General features: G+C 60.2%; 23 protein-coding genes and 1 pseudogene. 11 read left to right on the top strand and 13 right to left on the bottom strand.

Annotated elements, in window-relative coordinates:
* Positions 1 to 10 precede the first annotated feature (10 nt).
* From mdtN to AB3X95_RS15600, 5 genes are read right to left on the bottom strand one after another with little or no spacing between them, the layout of a single operon-like run.
* Positions 11 to 1,066, bottom strand: a complete 1,056-nt coding sequence (mdtN, locus tag AB3X95_RS15620; protein ID WP_368621788.1) for a multidrug transporter subunit MdtN — start codon at positions 1,064 to 1,066, stop codon at positions 11 to 13.
* Positions 1,067 to 1,077: 11 nt separating this feature from the next.
* Positions 1,078 to 1,350 (bottom strand): YtcA family lipoprotein, encoded by a 273-nt coding sequence (locus AB3X95_RS15615; RefSeq protein WP_368621787.1) that lies wholly within the window; start codon positions 1,348 to 1,350, stop codon positions 1,078 to 1,080.
* Positions 1,347 to 1,829 carry a hypothetical protein gene (locus tag AB3X95_RS15610; RefSeq protein ID WP_368621786.1) on the bottom strand — a complete coding sequence of 161 codons (483 nt, stop codon included), beginning with the start codon at positions 1,827 to 1,829 and terminating at the stop codon, positions 1,347 to 1,349. Before AB3X95_RS15610 ends, AB3X95_RS15615 begins: the two co-directional genes overlap by 4 nt.
* A complete protein-coding gene (locus tag AB3X95_RS15605) occupies positions 1,829 to 2,071 on the bottom strand; it encodes a hypothetical protein (protein ID WP_368621785.1) in 243 nt (80 codons plus the stop codon). Before AB3X95_RS15605 ends, AB3X95_RS15610 begins: the two co-directional genes overlap by 1 nt.
* A 48-nt stretch (positions 2,072 to 2,119) precedes the next feature.
* Complete coding sequence (locus AB3X95_RS15600; RefSeq protein ID WP_368621784.1) at positions 2,120 to 2,650, bottom strand: lecithin retinol acyltransferase family protein; 531 nt, start codon at positions 2,648 to 2,650, stop codon at positions 2,120 to 2,122.
* Positions 2,651 to 2,908: 258 nt separating this feature from the next.
* Here AB3X95_RS15600 and AB3X95_RS15595 point away from each other — a divergent pair, with 258 nt between their 5' ends.
* Entirely contained in the window at positions 2,909 to 3,298 is a 390-nt protein-coding gene (locus AB3X95_RS15595; protein WP_368621783.1) for a potassium channel family protein, read from the top strand.
* Positions 3,299 to 3,355: 57 nt separating this feature from the next.
* Here AB3X95_RS15595 and AB3X95_RS15590 read toward each other — a convergent pair whose 3' ends face one another.
* Positions 3,356 to 3,610 carry a hypothetical protein gene (locus AB3X95_RS15590; RefSeq protein WP_176120413.1) on the bottom strand — a complete coding sequence of 85 codons (255 nt, stop codon included), beginning with the start codon at positions 3,608 to 3,610 and terminating at the stop codon, positions 3,356 to 3,358.
* A 323-nt stretch (positions 3,611 to 3,933) separates the two neighbouring features.
* On the opposite strand from AB3X95_RS15590, the gene AB3X95_RS15585 reads away from it, so the two are divergent.
* The 3 genes from AB3X95_RS15585 to AB3X95_RS15575 are packed head-to-tail and all read left to right on the top strand — an operon-like array spanning position 3,934 to position 6,710.
* Positions 3,934 to 5,328, top strand: a complete 1,395-nt coding sequence (locus AB3X95_RS15585) for a cytochrome ubiquinol oxidase subunit I (protein ID WP_368621782.1) — start codon at positions 3,934 to 3,936, stop codon at positions 5,326 to 5,328.
* 33 nt (positions 5,329 to 5,361) lie between these two features.
* Positions 5,362 to 6,345 carry a cytochrome d ubiquinol oxidase subunit II gene (locus AB3X95_RS15580; RefSeq protein WP_368621781.1) on the top strand — a complete coding sequence of 328 codons (984 nt, stop codon included), beginning with the start codon at positions 5,362 to 5,364 and terminating at the stop codon, positions 6,343 to 6,345.
* A gap of 44 nt (positions 6,346 to 6,389) precedes the next feature.
* The gene (locus AB3X95_RS15575) at positions 6,390 to 6,710 is read left to right on the top strand and encodes a DUF3331 domain-containing protein (protein ID WP_368621780.1); all 321 of its coding nucleotides are present in this window, start codon (positions 6,390 to 6,392) and stop codon (positions 6,708 to 6,710) included.
* A gap of 125 nt (positions 6,711 to 6,835) precedes the next feature.
* Here AB3X95_RS15575 and AB3X95_RS15570 read toward each other — a convergent pair whose 3' ends face one another.
* Positions 6,836 to 8,131, bottom strand: a complete 1,296-nt coding sequence (locus AB3X95_RS15570; protein ID WP_176368132.1) for an NAD(P)/FAD-dependent oxidoreductase — start codon at positions 8,129 to 8,131, stop codon at positions 6,836 to 6,838.
* A 409-nt stretch (positions 8,132 to 8,540) separates the two neighbouring features.
* On the opposite strand from AB3X95_RS15570, the gene AB3X95_RS15565 reads away from it, so the two are divergent.
* The 6 genes and pseudogenes from AB3X95_RS15565 to AB3X95_RS15540 all read left to right on the top strand — a co-directional run.
* Complete coding sequence (locus AB3X95_RS15565; RefSeq protein WP_368621779.1) at positions 8,541 to 9,458, top strand: 3-hydroxyacyl-CoA dehydrogenase; 918 nt, start codon at positions 8,541 to 8,543, stop codon at positions 9,456 to 9,458.
* A 21-nt stretch (positions 9,459 to 9,479) separates the two neighbouring features.
* Complete coding sequence (locus AB3X95_RS15560; RefSeq protein ID WP_368621778.1) at positions 9,480 to 10,439, top strand: 3-hydroxyacyl-CoA dehydrogenase NAD-binding domain-containing protein; 960 nt, start codon at positions 9,480 to 9,482, stop codon at positions 10,437 to 10,439.
* Between the two features lie 101 nt (positions 10,440 to 10,540).
* The gene (locus AB3X95_RS15555; RefSeq protein ID WP_368621777.1) at positions 10,541 to 11,419 is read left to right on the top strand and encodes an enoyl-CoA hydratase-related protein; all 879 of its coding nucleotides are present in this window, start codon (positions 10,541 to 10,543) and stop codon (positions 11,417 to 11,419) included.
* A 29-nt stretch (positions 11,420 to 11,448) separates the two neighbouring features.
* Positions 11,449 to 12,675 carry a CaiB/BaiF CoA transferase family protein gene (locus AB3X95_RS15550; protein ID WP_368621776.1) on the top strand — a complete coding sequence of 409 codons (1,227 nt, stop codon included), beginning with the start codon at positions 11,449 to 11,451 and terminating at the stop codon, positions 12,673 to 12,675.
* Positions 12,676 to 12,705: 30 nt separating this feature from the next.
* Positions 12,706 to 13,479, top strand: coding sequence for an enoyl-CoA hydratase (locus AB3X95_RS15545; protein WP_368621775.1), 774 nt, complete (start codon positions 12,706 to 12,708; stop codon positions 13,477 to 13,479).
* A gap of 168 nt (positions 13,480 to 13,647) precedes the next feature.
* Positions 13,648 to 13,854, top strand: a pseudogene (locus tag AB3X95_RS15540) (DJ-1/PfpI family protein); the annotation flags it as partial.
* Between the two features lie 375 nt (positions 13,855 to 14,229).
* Here the strand turns inward: AB3X95_RS15540 and AB3X95_RS15535 are convergent.
* The 3 genes from AB3X95_RS15535 to AB3X95_RS15525 form a co-directional block, all read right to left on the bottom strand.
* Positions 14,230 to 15,465: a DUF3734 domain-containing protein gene (locus tag AB3X95_RS15535; protein ID WP_368621774.1), complete on the bottom strand. Its 1,236-nt coding sequence runs from the start codon at positions 15,463 to 15,465 to the stop codon at positions 14,230 to 14,232.
* Positions 15,466 to 15,484: 19 nt separating this feature from the next.
* Positions 15,485 to 16,282, bottom strand: coding sequence for a 3-hydroxybutyrate dehydrogenase (locus tag AB3X95_RS15530; RefSeq protein ID WP_176120403.1), 798 nt, complete (start codon positions 16,280 to 16,282; stop codon positions 15,485 to 15,487).
* Between the two features lie 218 nt (positions 16,283 to 16,500).
* Positions 16,501 to 17,433, bottom strand: a complete 933-nt coding sequence (locus AB3X95_RS15525; protein ID WP_176368126.1) for a hypothetical protein — start codon at positions 17,431 to 17,433, stop codon at positions 16,501 to 16,503.
* 771 nt (positions 17,434 to 18,204) lie between these two features.
* On the opposite strand from AB3X95_RS15525, the gene AB3X95_RS15520 reads away from it, so the two are divergent.
* On the top strand, positions 18,205 to 19,680 hold the full coding sequence (locus AB3X95_RS15520) for a mechanosensitive ion channel family protein (RefSeq protein WP_368621773.1): 1,476 nt from the start codon (positions 18,205 to 18,207) through the stop codon (positions 19,678 to 19,680).
* Positions 19,681 to 19,763: 83 nt separating this feature from the next.
* Here AB3X95_RS15520 and AB3X95_RS15515 read toward each other — a convergent pair whose 3' ends face one another.
* From AB3X95_RS15515 to AB3X95_RS15505, 3 genes are all read right to left on the bottom strand, one after another.
* Complete coding sequence (locus AB3X95_RS15515; RefSeq protein WP_368621772.1) at positions 19,764 to 20,603, bottom strand: hypothetical protein; 840 nt, start codon at positions 20,601 to 20,603, stop codon at positions 19,764 to 19,766.
* Positions 20,604 to 20,799: 196 nt separating this feature from the next.
* On the bottom strand, positions 20,800 to 21,597 hold the full coding sequence (locus tag AB3X95_RS15510) for an oxepin-CoA hydrolase, alternative type (RefSeq protein WP_368621771.1): 798 nt from the start codon (positions 21,595 to 21,597) through the stop codon (positions 20,800 to 20,802).
* On the bottom strand, positions 21,590 to 23,719 hold the full coding sequence (locus AB3X95_RS15505; protein WP_368621770.1) for a 3-hydroxyacyl-CoA dehydrogenase NAD-binding domain-containing protein: 2,130 nt from the start codon (positions 23,717 to 23,719) through the stop codon (positions 21,590 to 21,592). Before AB3X95_RS15505 ends, AB3X95_RS15510 begins: the two co-directional genes overlap by 8 nt.
* Between the last annotated feature and the right edge of the window lie 34 nt (positions 23,720 to 23,753).

Raw genomic sequence — 23,753 nt, 5'->3', positions numbered from 1 at the left:
CACGTGGCCCTCAACGCCTGGATGTCGCCGCGTCGCCGCGGTTGAGCGTTGCGACCGCCGAAGTACCGATGCGGAACAGCTCGGGATCGGGATTGCGCACGGCGATCTTGACCGGGAAGCGCTGCGATACATGCACCCAGTTGATGGTGCGCTGCACGCTCGGAAGACCCTGTTCCACTACGCCGCCATCGTCTGGCAGCACGCCATAGCCGACCGAATCGACCACGCCAGTGAAACGTCTGGCGGTGTCGCTCATCAGGTACACGGTCGAAGGCGTCCCTGCATGGACGCCCTTCAACTCAGTTTCCCGAAAGTTGGCGACGACATACCAATGCCGCGTATCGATCAACGTAAAAACAGGCTTCAGTGCCGATGCGAATTGCCCGACCGTCGTGCGCAGCGAGACGACCCGACCGTCGAAAGGCGCGTGCACCTCCGTGAACTCGAGATTCAGTTCGGCAATGGCAATCTGCGCCCGGACTTCCGCGCGCTGCGCGACCAGCGCATCGACGCCGCTAACCGCGGCACTAGCCTGCTGCGCCTCGCGCATCGCGGCATTGAGCTCCGCCTGCGCGGAGCGCTGCGCGGTACGTGCGCGATCGACTTCCTCGGCGGATACATAGCCCTGCGCGAGCAAGGGTTCAGTGCGGCGCAGTGTGTCCGCGGCCTGGTTTGCCACTGCGCGGGCCCGCTCGACGGCCGCCTGCACGGAATCCGCGTTGTATTCCTGCGCATGGACCGAACGCTGCGTCAAAACGATCTGGTTGTTGAGCGTGTCGAGCCGTGCGCGCGCCTGATCCAGCGCAGCCTGATAGGGGCGCGGGTCGATACGCAGTAGCAGATCGCCTTGCTTGACGGCCTGATTGTCGCGTACGGGGAGCTCGATGATCCGGCCGCTGACTTCAGGAACGACGCTGATCGTGTCCGCGTACACATACGCGTCGTCGGTGGACGGTGCGTGATCGAGCCGCCACAGAACCACGACCAGCAAGCCGATGGCAATCAGCACAATCGCAGCGGCAGGAAGCTTCTTCATGTGCCGCGCGGCGCGAGCGTCGTCAGTCATTTTGGCCCACGTCAACGGTGAAAAAACGCCAACCAGGCGGCCATCGCGAGCAGCGCACTCAGCGCCGGATAGCTGACGGCGAGCGGTGCGAGCGCCAGGATCGCACCGCTCCGGCTCAATGCGAGGTGGACGAGAATAGTCCCCGTGATGCCGCCGAGAATGCAGAACAACCAGTCCGGAAAGGCTGCACCCAACAGCGGAATCGATGGCGCAAATGCGCAACCGCTGAGCAACACAGCGGGCATTGTCAGCAATGCCAGACTAACGACACTCGAGCGGCTCATTGCGGGTCGTTGGCCGTAGGGCGGCCTTCGCTCAAACGTTCGCTGACACTGTCTCCGTTCCACGCCGCCAGAGCGAACGCGACAACACATGCGCCTTTACCGAGGCATTCGACCGTCGAGACGAGAGCAAGGGCAATGCTGTGCGTGTACTCGAGAGGTAACGCCGGTGCTACGGCAAATACACTTGCGGCGCAAATGAATGCGAAGACGTGACGGGTCCAGAGCAGGTCGACAATGGCAGCGAAACCAATGAGGCAAACCAGTACCTTCGACGCCACCACAGCGAGCAGTGAGATTGAATCAATCGACCCACTCAGTTCGAGCGGTGCCTCAATCAGTGTCCAGCAACAGACCACAATGATTGATACCTTGAGCAGGCGCTCCGATCTGGGCGCGAGATCGTCGGCATCCACCGAGACTCCCGACACGTAGTGCGCGCCGGGAACGCGCTTCGTCAAATTGCCAAAGCCGTGGTTCATCACACAGCCCTCCACCCGGACATGGCAGGCCGCGCTGGCGCTGGCGGATATACATTCCACGATCCATCGTCGTGACGGAAGAAGAAAATCGACAGCAGACCGCCGGAAAGCACCGTTTCGACGCACACGCAGCGCCGATGCATGCCAGTGCCGCGAACCCGCACGACATGCGCGCGCATCGCGAGCGTAGGCGCGAGCCATTTCTCGACGGCCCAGTGCAGAGTCATTTTGGTCCGGCTCATGGTGGCCTCCTTCGCGCCATTGTCTGTATCAAACTCAACTCAAGGAATTCATGCCGCGGTAACCGCTGCGTGACCGGCTTTGATCCGGATGCCGATGAGGGCGCTCACTAGACACAGCAGCGCGTGGACGCCTGCGCCCGGATGTTTGAGGAAGGCATGGACCTGTTCGCTGCGGCTTTCACCATCCAGACACCATGCGCAGAAGTGCTCGCAATTGTTCGTCAGCAGGCGATACCGATCTTCGCCGAGCCGCGAGCGGGCGCGCAGCACGGTTTGGACGCCGGAATACTTCGGCAACGGACACTGGCGCACATCAACGGCGTGACCATCGGCGAACTGATCGAGCGGGACTTCCTCAATGGGGCCGCGACGCACGGACTTCACGAAACCCGCGTAGTGAATGACCCTGCCGCTACCGACATAAATGCCGTGATGTTCGTAGCCGTGGCGTTTCGTGATCAGGTGGGCACCGAGAGCGGGTTCGTCATTCGAGTCGCCGAGCGCGACGTCGGTCGATGTATAGGCGGCTGCACGTTGTGCGCAGTATTCAGTGCCTGATTGGTGGCGGTTACGATTCATTGCTCAGCTCCAGGTCCTCGGGGGCAAACGGCCGATGCTACAAACGAGCCATGCCAGTGCATGAAAAAGCGGGCTCGTTTGGAGTGGCGGCTTGCGAACCAATCTAGGGCGTCCCCAACGCAGCCGCAATTACACCTTGGGGTGCAAGACACGTATTTGCTGGGATCCGAAGGTGTGACTAACACCATCGTGCAATGGCTCCCCGCTCCGCCGCGGGCCTAACCTCGCCTGGTGTACGAAGACTGTTGGAGATGATCCATGGATAAGAATCGTGGGCGTTCCCCGCCCGCCCCACTGAAGGCTGGCCATGTGTTCGAAGAATTTGCGAGGACTCTGTGGTACCTCCATGCGCCGCTTGCAGCGTTATTTGTGTTGTTTCTTGTGCTTTCGGCGGTGATGTACTACGCCGGCGGTCCAATCGAAACGGCAAGCGAAACGCCATCCTCGTTTGGGAAAGTCCTCTACTTTTGCATAATCACGGCGCTCACGATCGGCTACGGCGACGTGGTGCCCACGACCATCGTGGGTCGGATCGATTCGATACTGATCGGAGTGCAGGGCGTATTGGTGACGAGTATGGTCACAGCCGCGTTCGTGCACGCGGTTCAGGAGGCAGCGCGCCACGTCCGCACGCAAGACGATGCCTAGGTCCGATGCGGCCGCGGCACGTCCGACATTGGCGAAAATCACGAAGCCGCTCCGGCTTCACGAAAACCAGCAGCCCACCCGGAATACGCTGCCAAGTCCAACACGCGCCCAACAGGTCGTCAGTATCGCGGCCAGAAGCATGGCCCCGACCACGAACGCGAGAATCGCGTAACCGGCCGGTGTCATAGGGCCGCCGGCAACGGCAGCCCACTGTCTGGCGCTCGTCGCGATCTGGATGATGCGTCGCACCTGGCCTGTGATGTAAGCGCTACAAAGGCGCGCTGCAATGGCGGTGAAGATTTCGCTTTTCATGATGAAGGGGCGCCGCAAGCACCATCCAGACAGGTCCCAAGACAAAGACCTTGTATAGCGAGCCGATCTGACCGCCATCTCGCTGGCATTCGCGAAGAAAGTATAGGCTGCGAACCAATTTAGGCCTCGCCGGCCACAGTCGCAACTACACTTTGGTAGCAGGTCTCGGTGACCTTCTTTCCTCGGCGCCTCGGTATCGTTATACCTTCGTGCAATTGAGCCGCGCAACATCAACGGCCTAAAGTTGCTCTATACGGGCAACGTCTCCCAGCGCTGACGTCGCTCGAACGTAGCCAATCACACACCGCAATGGGACGGTCATCATGCTCACTGACGTACTCCAACTCTCGCGCGCGCAGTTCGCGATGACCACGATCTTCCACATCGTGTGGCCTATCCTCACTGTCAGTCTGTCGGCATTTCTGCTGCTGATCGAAGTACTGTGGATTCGCACCGGCGACGTGATGTACTACCGGCACGCCCGCCACTGGAGCAAGCTGCTCGCGCTCAATTTCGCGGTGGGCGTGGTGACTGGGATTCCGCTGGAATTTCAGTTCGGCACCAACTGGTCCGGCTTCGCACGGTTCAGTGGCCAGTTCGTCGGCAATATTCTCGGCTTTGAAGGCGCAATGGCGTTCATGCTCGAAGCCGGATTCATCGGCGTGATGATGCTCGGCTGGGGACGTGTGTCACGTGGCGTCCACGTCTTTGCCACGGCGATGGTCGCGCTCGGATCCAGCATTTCCGTATTCTGGATCATGGTCGCCAATTCGTGGATGCAGACGCCCGCCGGTATCACCGTCGTCAACGGCAAGCTCGTCATCACGGACTATGCAGCGGCCATCTTCAACCCCGACATGGTATGGGCCGTCTCTCACATGTGGACAGCCGCGATCGAAACCGGGATGTTTGTGATCGCAGGCATCTCGGCATACCACCTGTTCCGCCGGAGGCACCCTGAGTTCTTTGCGCGTTCCTTCAAGATCGCACTGGGCGTGCTCGTCGTCGTTGCACCGCTTCAGGTCTGGCTGGGAGACTCCAGCGGCACCAGCGTGTTCGCGACTCAACCCGCGAAAGGTGCCGCCATCGAAGGGCACTGGCAGACCAACAAGCCGGGCACAGGCGCCGCATGGTCGCTCGTTGCATGGCCCGATCAGCAAAAGCAGCGTAATGACTGGTCGATCGAAGTGCCGGGACTCCTGAGCATTCTCGGCACGCACTCGCTGCACGGACGGGTCTCGGGGCTCACGGACTTCCCGCGCGCCGACCAACCGCCGATGCTGCCGCTCCTCTACTACGCGTTCCGGGTGATGGCCGGCATCGGCTTCGCGTTCATGCTGCTCGCGCTCTGGAGCGCGTATGCGCTGCACAAAGCGCGCGGCAACCTCCAGCGCCTCCTCGCGCAGCGCAAGCTCCTGCTCGCATGGGTACTGTGCATCCCGCTGCCTTACGTTGCCGTCGAGGCCGGATGGATCGTACGCGAGGTGGGACGTCAGCCATGGGTCGTCTACGGACTGCTGCGAACGAGTCAAGCCGTGTCCGCCGTGCCCGCGTCCTCGGTAACGGCCAGCATGGCGATGTTCTTCGTGTTCGACGTCGTGTTACTCATCAGCTTCTTCTTACTCGCGCGGCGTTGGCTGAAGAACGGTCCCGATCTCGCTGCCACACCGCCCACGACCACGAGCATCACGCCCCAAACGATGGCGGCCGAATACTGAAACTTCCTTCTCAAACTCAAGGGAGATCGTTCGATGGAAAGCACCACTCATTCCCTGCTGGCCCTCACGTGGTTCGGCCTGATCGGCCTGATGCTGGCCTTCTACGTCGTGACCGATGGATTCGACCTTGGTGTCGGTATGCTGACTCTGCTGAGCAGAAATCGCGGAGACCGGGACGTGATGGTTCAAACCATCGGTCACGTGTGGGATGCGAACGAGACATGGCTGGTCGTGGTCGGGGGCGCCCTGTTCGGCGCGTTCCCGGCTGCCTACGCGGCCTTGATGCAAGCCCTCTATCTGCCCGTCATGGCGATGATAGCCGGGCTGATCATGCGGGGTGCAGCCATCGAATTCCGCCATAGTGCGCAGCACGGAAGCCTATGGGACGTCGTGTTCGGCGCGGGCAGCCTCGTCGCGGCCATCTCGCAGGGCATCGTACTCGGCAAGGTGATCACGGGGTTCGTGCCTGGCGGGTCCAGCACGGCGTTCATCACGGTAACAGCCATCGGGGTCGTCAGCGGCTACAGCCTGCTCGGCGCGACGTGGCTCGCCAGGAAGGCGGTGGGTCTGCTCGAACGTAGGGCCCGCCGGCTGGCCCTGTTGAGCGCACAGTTCACCGTCGCGGCCGCGATCGTGCTCACCGCGGCGACCTGGTTCGACAGCGTGGCGGTCCAGGCCCGCTGGTCCGAGCCCGGGGTGTTCGCCCCGCTTGCGGTGCTCGGCGTACTCGCCGTCCTCTCGTACGGCTGGCTCATGGCGTCGCTCTATCGCGGACGCGCCCGCGGGCCCTTCGGGGCGGCGATAACGCTTTTCATCGTGTCGTTCGCGGGCCTTGCGATTAGCCTCTACCCCTACTTCATTCCGGGCAGGCTCACGATCTTGCAAGCCGCGTCGGACACCCTGACCCTCGCGTTCATGTTGATCGGAATCGGCCTCGTGTTCCCGGTGATGATCGGCTACAACCTGCACCAGTATGCGATCTTCCGCGGCAAGGTTATCGAGACGCCCCACGCGTGACAGCACGCGATTCCAGCGAAAAAGCCCCATTCCAGGAGCCGCCAGTGAAAACGTCAGAGTACGCTGCGTTAGACGACGCACGAGTCCAGGTCGAAATTCTCGAACAGTCCGAGACCACACTCATCATTCGCTGGGTGGAGCCCGGACGATGTCACTATGGGGAGCAGCGCTGGCGTCTTCGCCATGCGAGAGCGCCGGGCGTGTGCGTCGTGTCGCGGCGTGCAATCCGCCGCGGCGATGCCGTCTTTCGCCCCGCTGAACGCCCCGCTCCAGCAAATGCATCGGCGATGATCTCTGTTGAAGCGTTTGGCTATTCAAGTCGCGGCGTTGGCTTCAACTCAACGGAATCCGCACGTCGCATGTAATTCCGACTCTCTTCCTCATTAGCGACGCTGCGCTGCAGCGTCGTTCTCAAGTCGCTCGCATCGGAAAGTACCATGCCGCTCCAAAGAGCGGCGAACATGAACAGCTGCTGGACCGCGAAAGCGTGTCAAGCGAGTCGAATCGCCGGTTGAGCCAATCCGTTGATTTGCTCCGCGGTCCAGAGCAGAGTTGCCCGGCGAAAACCGTGCAGCGCCTGCTGATGGCGTCGGTACAACATCGCGTGACTGAGCTGGGCAAGCTTGCCCCGAATGATCCCCCCAGGAAACAATCCAAAACGACCCAGCGTGCCGAACGAGTCGTACTCGCTCAATGAGACGAGCGATCCGAAGTCCCGGAATACGAAGCGAGGAAGAGGCTTGTCGTGAAGGATCCATTCCGGCAAATGGCGCGCCAGGTACTCGGCCTGCTGAGTGGCCACCTGCGCAGTGGGAGGCAGCGGTCGCTGCGCACTTTGCGGCGTGAGCGAAGCGCAATCGCCGAGCACGAAAATATTCTCGTCGCCTAAGGCCTGCAGCGTGCCCGACACCACGATCTGGTTCGACCGGTTGGTCTCGAGGCCAGCAAGCCGGTTCATGAAATCGGGAGCCTTCACGCCTGCCGCCCATACCATCAAATCCGCTTCGGCAAGCTTGGCGTCTCCGTACACAAAGCCTCCCGGTTTCACAGCGGAGACTCCAGTCGAGGTCAGAACGCGAAAGCCAATTCTCTCGAGCCGTTGCTGGCTGGCTGACGAGATCTCCGCAGGGAATGCGGGAAGCACGCGTGGTCCGGCCTCCAGAAGCGTCAAGCGCAGCCTGTCTCTAATCGCAGGATCGCCGTAGCTGGCCGCGAGCTCGAAAAGATGACTGAGCTCGGCCGATAACTCGACCCCGGTAGCACCAGCGCCCACGATCGCAATCCTGAGCTCCTCATCCTTGACCACGGAACGAAGAGAATGCTCGCGCAATGCGACGTTGAATGTCTCTGCCTGCTGTTGACTGTCAATAAGATGGCAATGCTCGAGGACTCCAGGCACGCCGAAGTCGTTCGCGCGGCTGCCTATGGACAGCAGCAGCACATCGTATGGAACTGTTCTCCGCTCGAGCATCAAGCCGCCGTCGTGCGTCTCGATTGCGGCAAGTTGAACTTCACGTCGCTGTCGGTCCAGTCCGCACATTTCTCCCGGCTGATACATGAAGCTGTGTTCGCGCGCATGGGAAAGATAGATCACACGCTGCTGATTCACATCGCGTGTACCTGCCGCAATCGTGTGCAGCATCGGTTTCCAGATATGCGTCGGGCTTCTGTCGATCAAAGTCACGCCTGCTTCACCCGACCGGCCTAACCGGTCGCCGAGCCTGGTTGCAAGCAGAATCCCGGCGATTCCGCCACCTACGATAACGATACGAGTTGGCTTTTTCATAGCAATCACTCAATAAACGAAGAACGATTTCGATTAACCTGTGCCGACGACAATGCACTGGTTGGCAATAGCGGTTCCCCCAATGAGACTCATCGGTACTTTCGCAAAATAGGATATGCAGTAGGACGTCCGCAATTACACCTTGGGCGCAGGATCGAACGACAAGCCTTCCCACCGACACGATGGTGTCGTTACACCATCGTGCAATTGAGTCGATGCCGATCACCACATAGATTGATGTCCATGAACAACGCCCCCGACACCGGCGTCGTTCAAACCCCGGCCAGTCGCTCAACGTCACGGGCGCATCGCGCGCCTCGGCGAGCGAAAATACCGATACCTGTGGCGCTCGCTCTCTGCCCGATGTTCTGCGTTCACATCACCTCCGGCAAAACGTTAAGGATGGCACATGACTACGACTCACACCAATTCAAGCAGCGTTTCTCAGGACACGGTTTGCTCGGGACGATTGTTTCTCCTCGAATTGAGCAGCAACTCGATTTACTCGATGAATCCAGATGGATCCGACCGCAAGACGATCGTCACGGACTGCCACCTCCCCGATGGCATTGCAGTGGACGCGCACGCCGGCCACATTTACTGGACCAACATGGGTCACGCTCTGAGCGCCAATGACGGATCGATCGAGCGCGCCGACCTCGACGGCAACAACCGCGTGGTCATCGTCCCCCAAGGCCTCACGCATACGCCAAAGCAGCTCCAGCTCGACCGCGACGGTGGAAAACTTTATTGGTGCGACCGCGAAGGCATGCGCGTGATGCGCGTCAACTGCGACGGCTCTGATATCGAAACACTGGTCGAGACCGGGCGCGGCGACAACGACCGCCACGATCAGAACCGATGGTGCGTCGGAGTCGCTGTCGATCGCGTGCACCAAAAGCTCTATTGGACACAAAAGGGCCCTGACAACGGCGACCAGGGCCGCATCCTCCGCGCGGATCTGGAGATCCCGAGTGGCGAAGATCCGGCCACCCGCTCCGACATCGAAGTGCTGTTCGACCATCTGCCGGAACCGATCGATCTCGAGTTCGACGAGGAGAACCGCGTCCTCTATTGGACGGACCGCGGCGATCCCCCGCGCGGAAACACAGTTAATCGCGCCCCGGCCGACGAAGCGGCGACGCCCGAGATCGTCATCACGCATCTGCTGGAAGGGATCGGTATCACGCTCGACGTTGCTGGTAGCCGAATGTTCGTCACGGACCTGGGAGGATCGGTCTATTCAGCGCAACTCGATGGCAGCAATCTGCGCAACTTTCTCTACGCCCAGGGCAACCTCACCGGCGTTGCCTACGCCGAAGTCTGACCCGTACATCGGAGAAATCACATGACTGACACCAAGCCCATTCGCCGCGTCGCCATCATCGGCACAGGCGTGATTGGCGCGAGCTGGGCCGCGCTGTTTCTCGCCAAAGGATTGCATGTCGTGGCGACGGACATAGCACCGAATGCGGAAGCGTCATTGAATAAATTCGTGGAGTCCGCGTGGCCAGCGCTCACGAGATTGGGCCTTTCGCCCGAAGCATCGCTCACGAACCTCACATTCACGCCCGTGCTCGAACAAGCACTCGTGAGCGCGGACCTGGTCCAGGAAAACGGACCCGAGCGGATCGATTTCAAGCAGAAGCTCTATGGGCAACTCGACGAGCTGTTGCCTGCCGACGTGATCGTTGCTTCGAGTTCATCGGGGCTCACCATGAGCGAAATCCAGAAGGGGGCTGCGGCGCATCCCGAACGCTGCGTCATCGCCCATCCCTTCAACCCGCCCCATCTGATCCCGCTGGTCGAGATCGTCGGCGGCTCGAAGACCTCGGAAGCGACGATCCAGCGCGCAGCGGATTTTTATACGGCGATCGGGCAGCGTACGGTGCGGGTCAACAAGGAGATGCCGGGCCACGTCGCGAATCGGCTGCAGGCCGCATTGGCGCGCGAGGTGTACTACCTCGTCGCCGAGGGCGTAGTAAGCGCTGCCGACGTCGACACCGCCCTGTGCTGGGGGCCGGGCCTGCGCTGGGGCGTGATGGGCAACATGATGCTCAACCATCTTGGCGGGGGCCCTGGCGGCATCGAGCACTTCTTCCAGCAGTTCAGCGGCCCGATGACGGCGTGGTGGAAGACGCTCGGCGAGCCGGTCCTGAGTCCTGAGGTTCAAAAGAAGCTCGTACACAGCGTCCACGTTGAGGCCGGATCGCGCTCCATCGAAGAGCTGGAGGCGCAGCGTGATGAGGTTCTGCTCGGTCTGCTCGAGCTACGCCGCAAGGTTGGCGGTTCGAAGCAGACGAAATAACTCGCTCCGGTCGCGTGAGCCCAGGCACAACCTTCCGGATTGCTCACCCGACTGACACGTCATTCTTCCGGCTTTCTAGTCATAGCAACAGGAGTCGCAAAATGTCTAGCGCTGCAACAGACAGCATGTCATCGACAACAGTGACAGCCCCAGCTTCACCCGTAGTAGTAGTGCCCGATGATCCGCAGGCGAAAGTCGTCACGCTCGCGAACGTTCTGTACGAAAAGCGCAATGGGATCGCATACGTGACCGTCAACCGTCCCAAGGTCCTCAATGCCCTGAGCACGCAGACATGGAAGGATCTGCGAACGGCTTTCGAGGATGCACGCGAGGACACCGTCGTGCGCGGCGTCATTCTCACCGGCGCGGGCGATAAGGCGTTCATCGCCGGCGCGGACATCAGTGAGCTTGCGCACGCGAGCGCGATCGAAGCGGAGCAGTCGAGCCGTTTTGGGCAAGCCGTGCTCGACCTGATCGAGAACCTCGGCAAACCGGTGGTCGCGGCAATCAATGGCTTTGCGCTCGGCGGCGGCTGCGAGACGGCAATGGCGTGCACCCTCCGCATCGCCGTGGAGCACGCGAAGCTCGGACAGCCCGAGGTAAAGCTCGGGCTGCTTCCAGGCGGAGGCGGCACGCAGCGGCTGCCGCGCCTCGTCGGGAAAGGCCGCGCGCTGCAGCTCATTCTGTCCGCGGAGCTCATCAGTGCGCAGGAAGCATGGCGCATCGGGCTCGTCAACGAGGTGGTTCCCGCGGCCGATCTCATTGGACGCGCTGAAGCCATTCTGAAGATGATCGCCTCGAACGCTCCTGTCGCGGTGAGGCTATCGCTCGAAGCGGTGAACAAGGGCCTGGACGCGAACCAGAGCGAAGGTCTCGCTCTCGAAGCCTCCTACTTCGGGCTGTGCGCCGGGACAGATGACAAGAAGGAAGGCACTTCCGCCTTCCTCGAAAAGCGGGCCCCGCAGTTCGTGGGACGGTGAAGCAGACAACACGATTTAGGAGTGACCCAATGGCAAGCGACAATATTTTTTCCGGACTGAAGGTGGTCGACTTTTCGAGCTTTATCGCGGCGCCCGGCGCCGCCGTCATGCTGTCGGACTTCGGCGCCGATGTGATCAAGGTCGAACCCCCGAGCGGTGACGCCTGGCGACACGGGCACCAGATCCCGTCACAACCGATGGCAGATGAGCCGTATCAGTGGCATCTCGCCAATCGTAATAAACGCGGCATCGCGCTCGACCTGAGGTCGCCCAGCGCCCAGCAAGTTCTCCAGCGGCTTGTCACATGGGCTGATGTGTTCACCGTCAATACGCCACATCCGGCGCGCAAGAAGTTGAATCTCGAGTACGACGATCTGGCGCGCTGGAACCCGCGACTGATCTATGCGGATATCACCGGCTTTGGCGAAAGCGGCCCGGATGCCGATCTGCCTGGATTCGATCTTACTGCGTTCTGGGCGCGTAGCGGCCTGTTGTCGATGACGCGTGACGCCGGCGCGCCACCAACCTGGCCGGTGGCCGGAAGCGGCGACAATGCGACGGCAGTTGGAATCTATTCGGCGATCGTCACCGCGCTTTACCGCCGAGAGCGCACGGGCAAAGGCTCTTACGTCACGACTTCGCTCCTTGCCTCAGGCGTCTGGTCGGCCAGCGTTGCGATCCAGGCCGCCCTGGCCGGCGCGACGTTTCCAGCACCGCACGATCGCACGCATCCCGCGAATGCGGCGCTCAACGTGTACCGCGCCTCAGACGGCACCTGGTTCGTCCTGGTGGTGATGCACGACAAGTTGGCGGCCGTCGCGAAAGCAATCGGACGCCCGGATCTGCTGACTGATGCAAGGTTCGCAGATCCGGCGAAGGTGGCGGCGAACATGCCGCAACTTACGGCCATCCTGGACGAGGTTTTCGGCGCGCAGCCGATGGCGCACTGGCACGAGGCATTCAGCAATCTTCACGTCACGTACGGCGCCGTGCGCGGACCGCAAGAGGTGATCGACGACCCGCAGCTGCGCGCTAACGATGTCATCGTTCCGCTCGAGGGCGCCGGCGGCAAATTGACCTCGACGATCAGCAATCCGATTCGGGTTCATGGCGTCGACAAAGTGCCGGCGCGACGCGCACCCGATCTTGGCGAGCATACCGACGACATCCTCCGCGAGCTGGGCTTCGATGCAAACGACGTCGAAGGCCTGCGCGCGAGCGGCGCGGTGGCGAGCATGAAGGAACACGCCGCCTGACACACGAAGCACAGAGAGAAAGGAGCAAGCATGAGCGACATCATCACCGAGCGTACCGGCAGCGTCCTGCGGGTCGCATTCAATCGCCCCGAGAAGAAGAATGCCATGACCGGAGCCATGTACACGAATCTCGCGGACATCTTCAACGAGGCTGCCGAAGACGAAGAAGTCCGCGTCGTGCTCTGGCAAGGCGTGGGCGAGTCTTTCTGCGCAGGCAACGACGTCGGAGATTTTCTCAAGCATCCGCCCCGGCTGGGTGACTTTCCGCAGGGCCGCCTGATCTCGGCGCTCATCCGGTTCGAAAAACCCATCGTGGCGGCCGTGCAAGGCGCGGCGATCGGCGGCGGAACCACGATGCTGACCCACTGCGATTTCGTCTACGCGGGCGAAAGTGCGAAGTTCCAGTTGCCGTTCATCAACCTTGCGCTGGTGCCGGAATTCGGGTCGAGCTTTTCGATACCAGCGCGCGTAGGACATCTAGGGGCAGCGGACCTGTTTCTGCTCGGGGAGCCTTTCACTGCGTCGCGAGCAGTGGAACTGGGCCTCGCGACTCGCGTGCTGCCCGACGGCGATCTACTCGAGACCGCTACTGCAACAGCACATAAGCTCGCGGCAAAACCGGGCAGCGCGTTGCTCGCTACCAAACGACTCATCAAGCAGGCTGCGCTTCAGCAGCTCCAGGAGGCTGTGAAGAGTGAAAACCAGACGTTTTTTGCACAGGTGAGTTCAGCAGAGGCCAAGGAGGCGTTCTCGGCCTTTCTCGAGAAACGTGCGCCCGATTTTACGAAGAGCCCGAAGGGCTGATGGTATGCCTCGCATCGCCAATCAACCCACTCACCAATACCGCCGAGTCAGCGTGAACCTGCTGCCGTGCAAATGATCCACCGGGCGATGTCCCCAGCGTCTCATAACGGCACAGCGTGCGCCTATATCTGTGTATATGCTCCTCGCGACACGGCCGCACGCTCGCCACGATCATTGCACGGGCACGTTGACGTAGAGGCGTGGATCGTCGGCGGGGTTATTGATCCGCTGAGTTCTCCGCTCGCTGACACTATAGTTGCGTTCCTGCGTAAAGCGTGCATCAGCGCGAGGCGCATAGGCGCAATCTGCACCGGCGGAGTCGTGCTCGCGGAAGCAGGCTTGCTGGCGCAGCGGCGCGCCACGACGCATTGGGCGAGTCTCTAGAACTGATTAAGCCGGCTGCTTTCCTCGAAATTCATAGCAAGGCTTTCACCTACACAGCAAGTTAAGAGAAGCCCAGCGCAGCCGTAATAACACTTTGGGTGCAATGTTCCAATTGAGCAAGTGTATGGTCAGATGTGATTCCAGCAAGGCAACATGTCGGGTAACCGCAGAGGGTGGCATGTCGAACTTTACAATTTCGGGCAAGGCAAGTCCCAACTCCTCAGAAAGAACGGATCGAGTTCCTGAATTTAGACGACCACTTCCTTGATCGCCCGCATCTTCTGGGTAAGTAAGGCCTGCGGGTCGCCGTAAAACATGTTGCATGTTGTCTCATGAAAAGCTTGGCATCTGCACCGGACGATGGCATCAATCGTCCCGATGGATATCGTGCGTAACAAAGCTGAGGTCGTTGATCGGCATATCCAACCAATCCCGATTCTGCAGGGTCCTCCTGGTATCGGCCAATCCGGTTCGCCAATGTTCGCGCATTGTCGAAATACCAAACTGATAGTCCTTGTAGTGGCCTTCGTACTCCTTGTCTCGGTAGATCAAATGAATGATGTTGTAGCGCTTGTCGCATGATACTTCCTGTGCGAGCTCGTACCAGCGATCCTTTTCGCTTCCCGCGGGCAACCTCTCGAGCAACTCCCGCACCACGCGCCGAAAATGTTGAGTTCGTTGCAGCAAGTCCGTCACGAGACGGGTGCGGCTGGAATACTGGACATCTTTGACGCGTCCCATGACTTCGCTTAGATCGCTCGGCACCGGCCCGGTCGCACTCCACAGATCAACCTGAAAAGCGAGCGTGTCGCGACGTGGCGTCGCTTGCAAAACCTCGTATAGCGGAGTGTTCGACATAAGGCCGCCGTCCCAGTAATACTCGTTCTCGATCTCCACCGCCGCGAAGCCCGGCGGTAAAGCACCGGACGCGATGAAATGCTCGGCACGCAACGGTATGCGGGTATTGTCGAAATAGGCGAAGTTTCCCGTGCGGGCGTTCACGGCGCCCACTGAAACCCGTACCTCCGCCGAATTGATTCGGTCAAGGTCGCACAACCGCTCGAGCGTGGCCTTGAGCGGCCTCGTGTCGTAAAAGCTTGCCGTTTGCGGATTCCCGGTTGAGTGGAAAGCGGGCGGCGGAAACCTGGGTACGAAAAATCCATTTTGGCCATTGACGATCGCACTCGCAGCCTGAAATGCCGTAAAGCTCTTGCGCATACCGTCATACAAGTTGAACAACGTGTCCTCGATCGCGGCCGGTATGGGTATTCCGAACGCAGGCTGGCAGATCGTCTCCCAGAATTCAGAGAGCCGTGCCACCCGGTGCTCGGGCGCATTGCCGGCGATGATCGCCGCGTTCAACGCACCGATCGAAATGCCGGCCAGCCAATTCGGGCGAATACCTGCTTCTTCAAGGCCCTGATAGACGCCTGCCTGATAGGCCCCCAGCGCGCCCCCGCCCTGTAACATCAGCGCGATCGTCTCGTACTGGGGCAACTCGATACGCGGACTGGCGACAACGTCCACCGACGCTTGGGCACGCTCACCCACCCCATTCCCGGGGGCGCCGACGCCGACCCGCCTGACGTTGCTTTGCACCATGACGCCTCTCCTTGCGGGCTTACTGCATATACCAGCCATGGCTTACGATGAACGATTGGCCGGTCAAAGCTGCGCTCGAGAACGCGGACAGGAACAGCACCGTCTGTGCGACGTCGTCTACCGTGGTGAACATGCCGTCTACGGTGTTGCCGAGCATCACGCGTTTGACCACTTCTTCCTCACTGATGCCGAGTTCCTTGGCCTGCTCGGGAATCTGCTTGTCGACGAGCGGCGTGCGCACGAACCCTGGGCAAACGACATGGGAGCGTACGTTATGTTTCGCCCCTTCCTTCGCAAGAACGCGCGCGAGGCCGAGCAATGCGTGCTTGGCGGTCACATAAGCGGATTTCAGCGGCGAAGCTTCATGCGAGTGCACGGACCCCATGTAGATCACGACACCGCCGCGGTCGTCCTTGTACATGTGCTTCAATGCGGCCTTGGTAGTCAGGAACGCACCGTCGACGTGAATCGCCTGCATATTTTTCCAGTCGGAAAATGCATAGTTTTCGATCGGATTGACAATCTGGATGCCGGCGTTTGAAATCAGGATGTCGACTGCGCCTAATTCCGCAGCCACCGTGTCGAATCCCTGATTGACGGCATCTTCGTTCGTGACGTCCATCGCCACACCAATGCTTTTGCCGCCAGCCTGTTTGATTTCTTCGGCCACGGCGTTCGCCCCGCCCTGATTCAAATCGGCGATGGCAACCGCCGCGCCCGCAGCCGAGAGCGTCAACGCGATCTGTTTGCCGATGCCGCTTGCGGCGCCAGTAACTAGTGCAACTCTTCCGGTAAGACTCTTGTTCAATATAGACATCAGCATCTCCCAAATTGACTATGACGGCTCGACTGTTCCGCGTTCACGCTTTGCACTCAATGCCCGTTGAGATAGTGGAATACAACTTCGCCAAAGTCCTAGCCTCGGGTCCGCCACGGGACGCGCGCCTTCACGATCTCGAAGGCCCGGCGCAAGTCCCGGCAACACTGCGCCAAGCAGCTTCATCCATCTGCACGGGCAGCTCCACGGGATCGGACTTAGATGTCGGCGTAATCGATACCGGTCAGCACACCCAGATGAGCAACTGTAGTGAATCGCGACTCTTGCTTCGTATCGATGTTCAGCTCGCGAACGTTGCCGCCCAGATCGGTCACAAATGCGCGGCGCCCTCGTGCGTCCAGAGACACGCCAATGCCTTCCTCCAGCGCGCGGGCGAGCACCTGGTGATCAACCAGTCCGGACGCCGTGATTTTTGCGCGATTTAGTGTATTTCCGTCATGCGTATCGTCGCCACGGTCAGTCCAGTACAGAACGCCATCGCGGTGATCGATGTCGAGATCGATCGGCTCGGGCAGATCGGCCAGCAAACATTCGACATCCGGGCGCTGATCGGGTGTCGCACCAGGCGGCAGCTCAATCCCAGCCCTGAAGATGCGGCCCTCTCCGGCATCCGGCGATCCCTTTTGAGTCCAATAGACATGGCCGTTTGCCTTATCCAATGCGATGCCTACACAATGGCGGGTCGCATCGCCCGTATGTTCCGGGAAACTCCCGGTGCGGACGAGTTCCGTCACCTCCGTACCGTCCAGCCGCGCGCGCATGACCCGCATGCCTTCGCGATCGCACCAATAGAGATGACCGCCCTCCTTGTCCAGCGCCAGTTCCTTAGGCGTCCCGGCCAGACCAGAAGGCACCAGTACACGATGCTCCCTTCCATCGAGCTTCGCGCTTTCGATAGTTCCGTCATTGGGGGGAACTGCGCCGGAAGCCGGATCGCTGTCGACCAGATGGATGCCGGTTCCCATGTTAGTCCAGTACACCACCCGGTTTTCAGCATCGACCTTGATGCCGTCGGGCGTGCGCGTAAGATTCGCGATAACGACCTCGTGTGAACCGTCCGGCAACAGAGCGATGATCGCTGGTGGACGTGCCTGCAGGACATATAGCGTACCGCCATTCTTCGTAGCCACAGTAAGTACCCTCCATCTAGTCAAAATAGCTGTCGTCCTACAGCTCCGAGTCAGATCCTTAGTCGCACAGCAGGATGCTTCTCAATGTTCAACGGACATTCGGATTCGATCGTTAAACGCTTTCACCGGGTCGTCTTTTGCCTAACGCATTGCACCGAATCACCCATTCGTCGCGCGGAACCCAGGGACATCTGGATGACCACGAGGGCCGAACTACGGCTCGACTGCCTGGCCAGTCAGCATATAACGTTGCGCTTGACCGAGACATTGCACGTCTCTGCAATACGAAACACGCTCGGGTGCCGGTCCTCGTTGCTGAACAAGCTTCGAGCGCTAATGTGCACCTGCACCTGCATCTGCACCTTCAATAGCATGGAAACACCATGCAGGCGCCTCATTTTGAGCGCCGGCCTTCGAACACAGCTTAGGGTATGCCGAGGACAGTCACAACTACACTTTGGATTAGGTGTTACACGACACTCATTCCATTCGATATGGTGTTGCTAACACCATCGTGCTATTGCATCGCGCCCGCTTGCAACCTAAAGTTCCCGTCCAGAGCAACATCTTTGAGCGCTGGCGTAGACAAAGCGAGAGCAATTGCAGGCCGGCGGAACCAACGGTGAATCTCTCGGCTTCGGATTTACGGGGATGAAACCTGAGATGCGAAATACGGGCTCCGGTATTCCGCTCATTGGCGTCGGCCCATACGAGCCATTTCCGCCGTAGCGAGTGGTAACGCCCATCGCAATTGAGTCAGAGCCCACTACCGTGAACGAGCCATTGAACCAGATACTCTATCCATGCGGAGCAGCCGGGATTAATGTACTGGTCCTGCTTTGGTCGCCCGGCCGACGGCAGCCCATCCTGCATGCGGCACTAAAATGCGCCCTATTCGTGCTTCTGACAGTGTCGATGCTTCGATATGGCATCGTCCCCACCCAAGCCGCGCATCGATTTTCGGACCCATCCGTTCACTTTCTTCACGGAGTCCTTGAAACGGGATGGTGGCTGTTAGCAGCCGCGACGACTATGGCCGTAGTGCGAGCCTACTACGTTGTTGGCTATCGACTGCGTCAGAACCGGTTCACGCTGGACGTAATCGCAGCCCTGCTCTATCTTGGAGCAGTGATCGCAATTGTCGCCGATGTATTCGACATCCCGCTCAAGGGGGTCCTGGCCACCTCTGGCGCTTTAGCCATCGTCCTTGGCCTCGCGCTCCAAAGCACCCTTTCAGACCTTTTTTCCGGTTTGTTGATTAACGCTACGTCTCCCTATCGTGTCGGAGATTCCGTAACGTTAGATGAGATAGCGGACGGTGAAGTTGTTGAAGTTACCTGGCGCGCGACCCACATAGCCAAAGCAAACCGCGACATGGTCGTTGTGCCAAACAGTGTCATCGCCAAATCGCGAATCGTAAACCGCAGCTTCCCTCTCGGTCCTCACGCAACAGTCGGAAGGTTTGAGACCACGACGCAGCTTCGACCGTCTGAAGTTGTTCACGCCCTCGAACTTGCCCTGCAGACCTGTGTTGGCATCTCGCAAGATCCTAAGCCGAGCGTGGCTACGACCTCCATCGGTCGAAGAACAGCCGTGTACGACGTCACCTTTTTCAGAACGGGTGAGCGATCAGAAGTAGAGGTGCTGAACAAATTCTATGACGCAGCTCATCGCCATCTGGAGTCGATTACCGTTCCACTGGAACATGGGAACGAAGTCGCCGACATCCCAGGCGGAACACTCGCATATCGACTAGTTGAAGCTATCGGTATATTCGGGATGCTTTCTAAAGACCAACGGATTCAACTAGCAAAATCTCTGGTTCGTCGCGAATGCGCACCCGGACAAGTGCTGCTTGCCGCCGGAACGTGCTCACAATCCATTTCAATTGTCGGGTATGGAGTCGTCGCGGCATCCACAACGGAAGACTCTGGTGGCCACGACGACATCGTCCGTCTTGGTCCTCGAGAATACTTCGGCGAGAGCGGACCAATCGCGGGTGTTGCTTCAATGGTTACGTTCGTCGCACGGACCTATGTAATCGTCTATGAATTACCAGACCACGCCGTTATGAATCTCCTTAAACAACATGCCGATGTCGCACACGCTTTCGCTGCAAAGCTCGAGGCACGCGAACGAAAAGGACAAGCCCTGATGCAAGTGTCTCCAGAGGTCCACATGGCAGAGAATGGACTGATGCAGTGGCTACATCGCTGTATCGAGGCAATCCATCACAAGTTAGCATGATTTGACGTCTTCCCCGTCCTCAACTCACGGCAGCCGCGCAGATGCACATCATCGCCACGGGGCAGACGAACGCTACTCACGGATCATGAAAACTCGGCCGACGAAATATCAAGGCCTACCAATAAGAGCGATTTGACGACGTTGCCGTCGGCCTCAAGTCGGTAAGCGCGGCGCCTCGTGGGCATCACGATGCCGTTGAAGATCTTGTGCTCATCGCAGTAATGGGCGACGTGCCCCGGGCCCGCCAGAGTCGGGCCATAGTCCAGTCGTCGCAGAAGGCCTTTACCGTCGAAGTAGAAGGTCTGTACACGTGTATGAGTCACAAATCCGGGCGGGTACGTGACGCGGAGTCGACGCCATGTTTCGCCATTTTCCTGCCAGATACCGTCCTCCACGCATTCGAAACCCGGATCTGCAAACACGAAGGGAACGACGAAGTAGTTCCAATTGGCGTATCCGCAGAAATACGCGAGATGCAGATCATCCCACTGGGACATGGCGGTGTGACCTGCAAATGCATCACTCGGATTGATGCGCGCCTGTAACAACGTCCCGTCTGTCCGCTCCAAAGCTACGCGCTCAGGCCTGTACGTCAGGCGTAGGTCGGGTTCTCGGAAGCCCGTCATTCGAAAATACTGTTCGCGGGTGGTTCCCTCGCAGTCAAGATGTGCGAGTTCACCACCGCCATGACCCTTTCGATCAAACAGTTGTCCATAAAGCGACATGCGCACCGAAAACTGCGTCAATTCTCGCCATCTGTTCAATCCGCCGTGGGCAGCAATAGCCTCATCGAGCAATGGTTGCTGTAAGCTGGATTCGCCAGCAACTGAAACCTTCGGTATGCCGGCGGAACCCAAGATGAAACCAATAGAACCGAGGATCCCGGCCTGCAAGAATTTGCGACGTCTACCAAGGTCTTCCATGGAGTCTTCCTCATCTCGATGTTGGCGTGCCGTTGTGGCTGTTGCCTCGGGTACTCGCCCTGCCGAAAGATGCTTCTACCGATGCTGCACTGCGCGAGCCGTGAACGCCACGGCGCAATCCTGCACCCGCCAATGCAACATCCCCCGCTTGCCGGATGACACGTTCACGCCGAAGTCCCCGTGGCGCGTGTGCAGTTCATCTCGACTGTCGCAAACCGAGGAAGTCCGCCGGGCGCTTCTCGAGGAACGCCCGGATACCCTCGACTGCCTCCTCATCGCCCTGCGATTCGACCATAAGTTGCGCTTCGAGGTCCATCTGCGCGTCGAACGTCTGGTTACCCGCCTGCCGGCACAGCGACTTGATGCGAGCCATTGCACGTTGAGGCCCACGTGCGATTGCTTCCGCTACGGCAATGGCGGTCGCCGCGGCATCGCCCGGTTCAGTCAGCCGATTCACCGCACCCAGTGCATGCATTCGCTCGCCCGTGACGCGCTCTCCGGTCAGGCACATCTCGGTCAACAACTGCCTGGAAACATACTCGGACAGAAAGCTCGTTGCACCACCGTCAGGGGAAAGCCCGATCTTCACGTAAGCAAGCGAAAATGCCGCATTGCGTGCCGAGACGAGAAGATCGCATGCCATCGCTAGCGAGAATCCCGCCCCCGCAGCGGCGCCCTCCACGGCCGCGATCACGGGCTTGCCACATTGCTGCACCGCGCGGATGAGACGATGCAGACGTTCGAGTTGCTCCCGACGCTCGTGCGCCGGCGTCGAGCCCAGCCTGGCTAGCCGGTTGACGTCGCCTCCTGCGCAAAATGCGCTGCCCGCGCCGGTGAGCACGATCGCACCGACAGCCTCGTTCGCCTCCGCATCCGCCAGTACACGCGGCATCGCCTCCATGAACTCGGGCGTCAATGCGTTGCGCGCCTGCGGGTTGTTGATCGTCAGCAGCTGAACGGCCCCCTCATGCGAAATCAGCAGCGAATCACTCATCACGCGTGCCCTCGTTCAAGCTCGCAAAGTCCGCGCCGCGCTCGACGAGATCGACGAGGAGCGTAGAGGGACGCCAGAACTGCGGGTCTTCCTTGGCAAATTGGCGAATGTCGTCGAGCACCGATGCCAGGCCTACCGTGTCGGCGTATTTCATCGGGCCGCCACGGAAACGCGGAAAGCCATACCCGTGTAGGAACGTCACGTCTACATCGAGCGGACGCAGCGCGATGCGCTCATGCACGACATTCGCGCCTTCATTGATCATCGCGGCCATATAGCGGCGAATGATCTCCTCGTCGGAGAAGCTGCGCGGCGTGACTCCGGCCCGCCGGCGCTCGGCATCGATGATGGCCTGGACGTCCGGATCCGTCGCGCCGACACGCGAGCCGTTGGTGTACCGGTAGTACCCGCGACCCGTCTTCTGGCCGAACCAGCCGAGTTCGCAAAGGCGGTCGGGGATTTGCACGTAGCGTGCTTTGGGATCGCGCGTGGCCGCGCGGCGCTTACGCGTCGCCCAGCCGATATCGCCTCCGGCCAGGTCGGTCACCTGAAACGGGCCCATCGGGAAACCGAAGTCGCGTACGGCCTTGTCAATCTGATAGGGGGATGCACCGTCCTCCATCATGTGGTCCGTTGCTGCACGGTAGACGGCGAGAACACGGTTGCCGATGAAGCCATCGCAAACGCCTGCTCGTACAGCAACCTTCCGAAGCTTCTTCGCGAGTTCGAAAGCGGTGGCGACGACGTCGGCACTGACCCTCTTCGGCACGACGACTTCGAGAAGCTTCATGACGTTGGCAGGCGAGAAAAAATGCAGCCCGATGACGTCCTGTGGACGGGAAAGCGTCGCGGCAATCGCATCGATATCGAGGTACGAGGTGTTCGTCGCCAATATGGCGCCGGGCTTGGCGACCCTGTCCAATTGAGCGAACACGGCCTCTTTGACCGCCATGTCTTCGAAGACGGCCTCGATGATAACGTCAGCATCGGCAAGCGATTCGTAGGTGGTGCTGCCTCTCCACCGGTTCATGACGCTCGACTTCGCGTCGGCGCTCATGCGCCCCCGCGCGACCAGGCCATCGTAGACGTTTTCGATGTGGGCCCGCCCGCGCGAGAGAGACGCCTCGTCGCGCTCGATCATGACGACAGGCAAGCCCGCGTCGAGCACGGCGACGGCGATCCCCGCGCCCATCGTGCCGCCGCCGATGATCCCGACAGTCTCGATGCGGCGGGGCGCCGCCTGGCGCGTCTCGGGCAGCTTCACGGCTTCGCGTTCGACAAAGAATGCATGAACCAGGCCCGCGCGCTGCGGACTGTCCATACACTCAAGAAAGAACCGTCGCTCGGTGCGCATACCTTCCGCAAACGGCTGTTCGATCGCAGCTTGCGTGGCTTCAAGGATCTTGAACGGCGAGAGCAGTCCACGCGACTTCCTGGTGACCGCGGCGCGAGCATCTTCAATCGCTGCGAGACTTGCCGCGGTGTCCTCGAGACCCTTCGCCTCGCGGGTCGGGCGGGGCTGCGCCTTCAGTGCGAGCAATTCCTGCGTGTAGGCCAATCCCTCGGTCAGCGTTTCCTCACTGGCACCAAGACGGTCGACGAGTCCCAGGTCGCGCGCTTCCTTCGCGTCGACCCGGCGGCCGCTCAATATCAGATCCAGCGCCGCGCGTGCACCGATGAGCCGTGGCGTGCGCTGCGTGCCGCCCGCACCGGGCAGCAGGCCAAGTTCCACTTCGGGCAAGCCGAGCTTCGCGCCCGCGACGGCCAGCCGGTAATGCGCTGCCAGCGCGACTTCGAGGCCGCCGCCGAGCGCTGCCCCATGAATGGCCGCAACGACAGGCTTGCTGCACGATTCGATCCGGTTGCAGACATCGGGCAACGACGGAGGAAGCGGCGGCTTGCCGAATTCGCGGATGTCGGCTCCTCCGATGAAATTGCGCCCCGCTCCGATCAGCATCACGGCTTCGACCTGATCGTCACTTTCAGCTTTATCGATGGCCTCCATGAGGCCACGGCGCACCGCCGCGTTGAGCGCATTGACAGGGGGATTGTCGATCGTGACAAGGAAGATCTTGCCGCGCCGCTCGCACGTCACGGCGCTGGTCTGGCTTTCGAGGTTCATGGTAGATTTCGTGTTCCGATTATTACATTGTCAA

Origin of the sequence: Paraburkholderia sp. BR13444 (assembly GCF_040948755.1) — a bacterium.
Lineage (GTDB): Bacteria > Pseudomonadota > Gammaproteobacteria > Burkholderiales > Burkholderiaceae > Paraburkholderia > Paraburkholderia youngii.
Note: the sequence above shows the minus strand (reverse complement) of the source record. Positions and strands in the feature narration are given on the sequence as shown.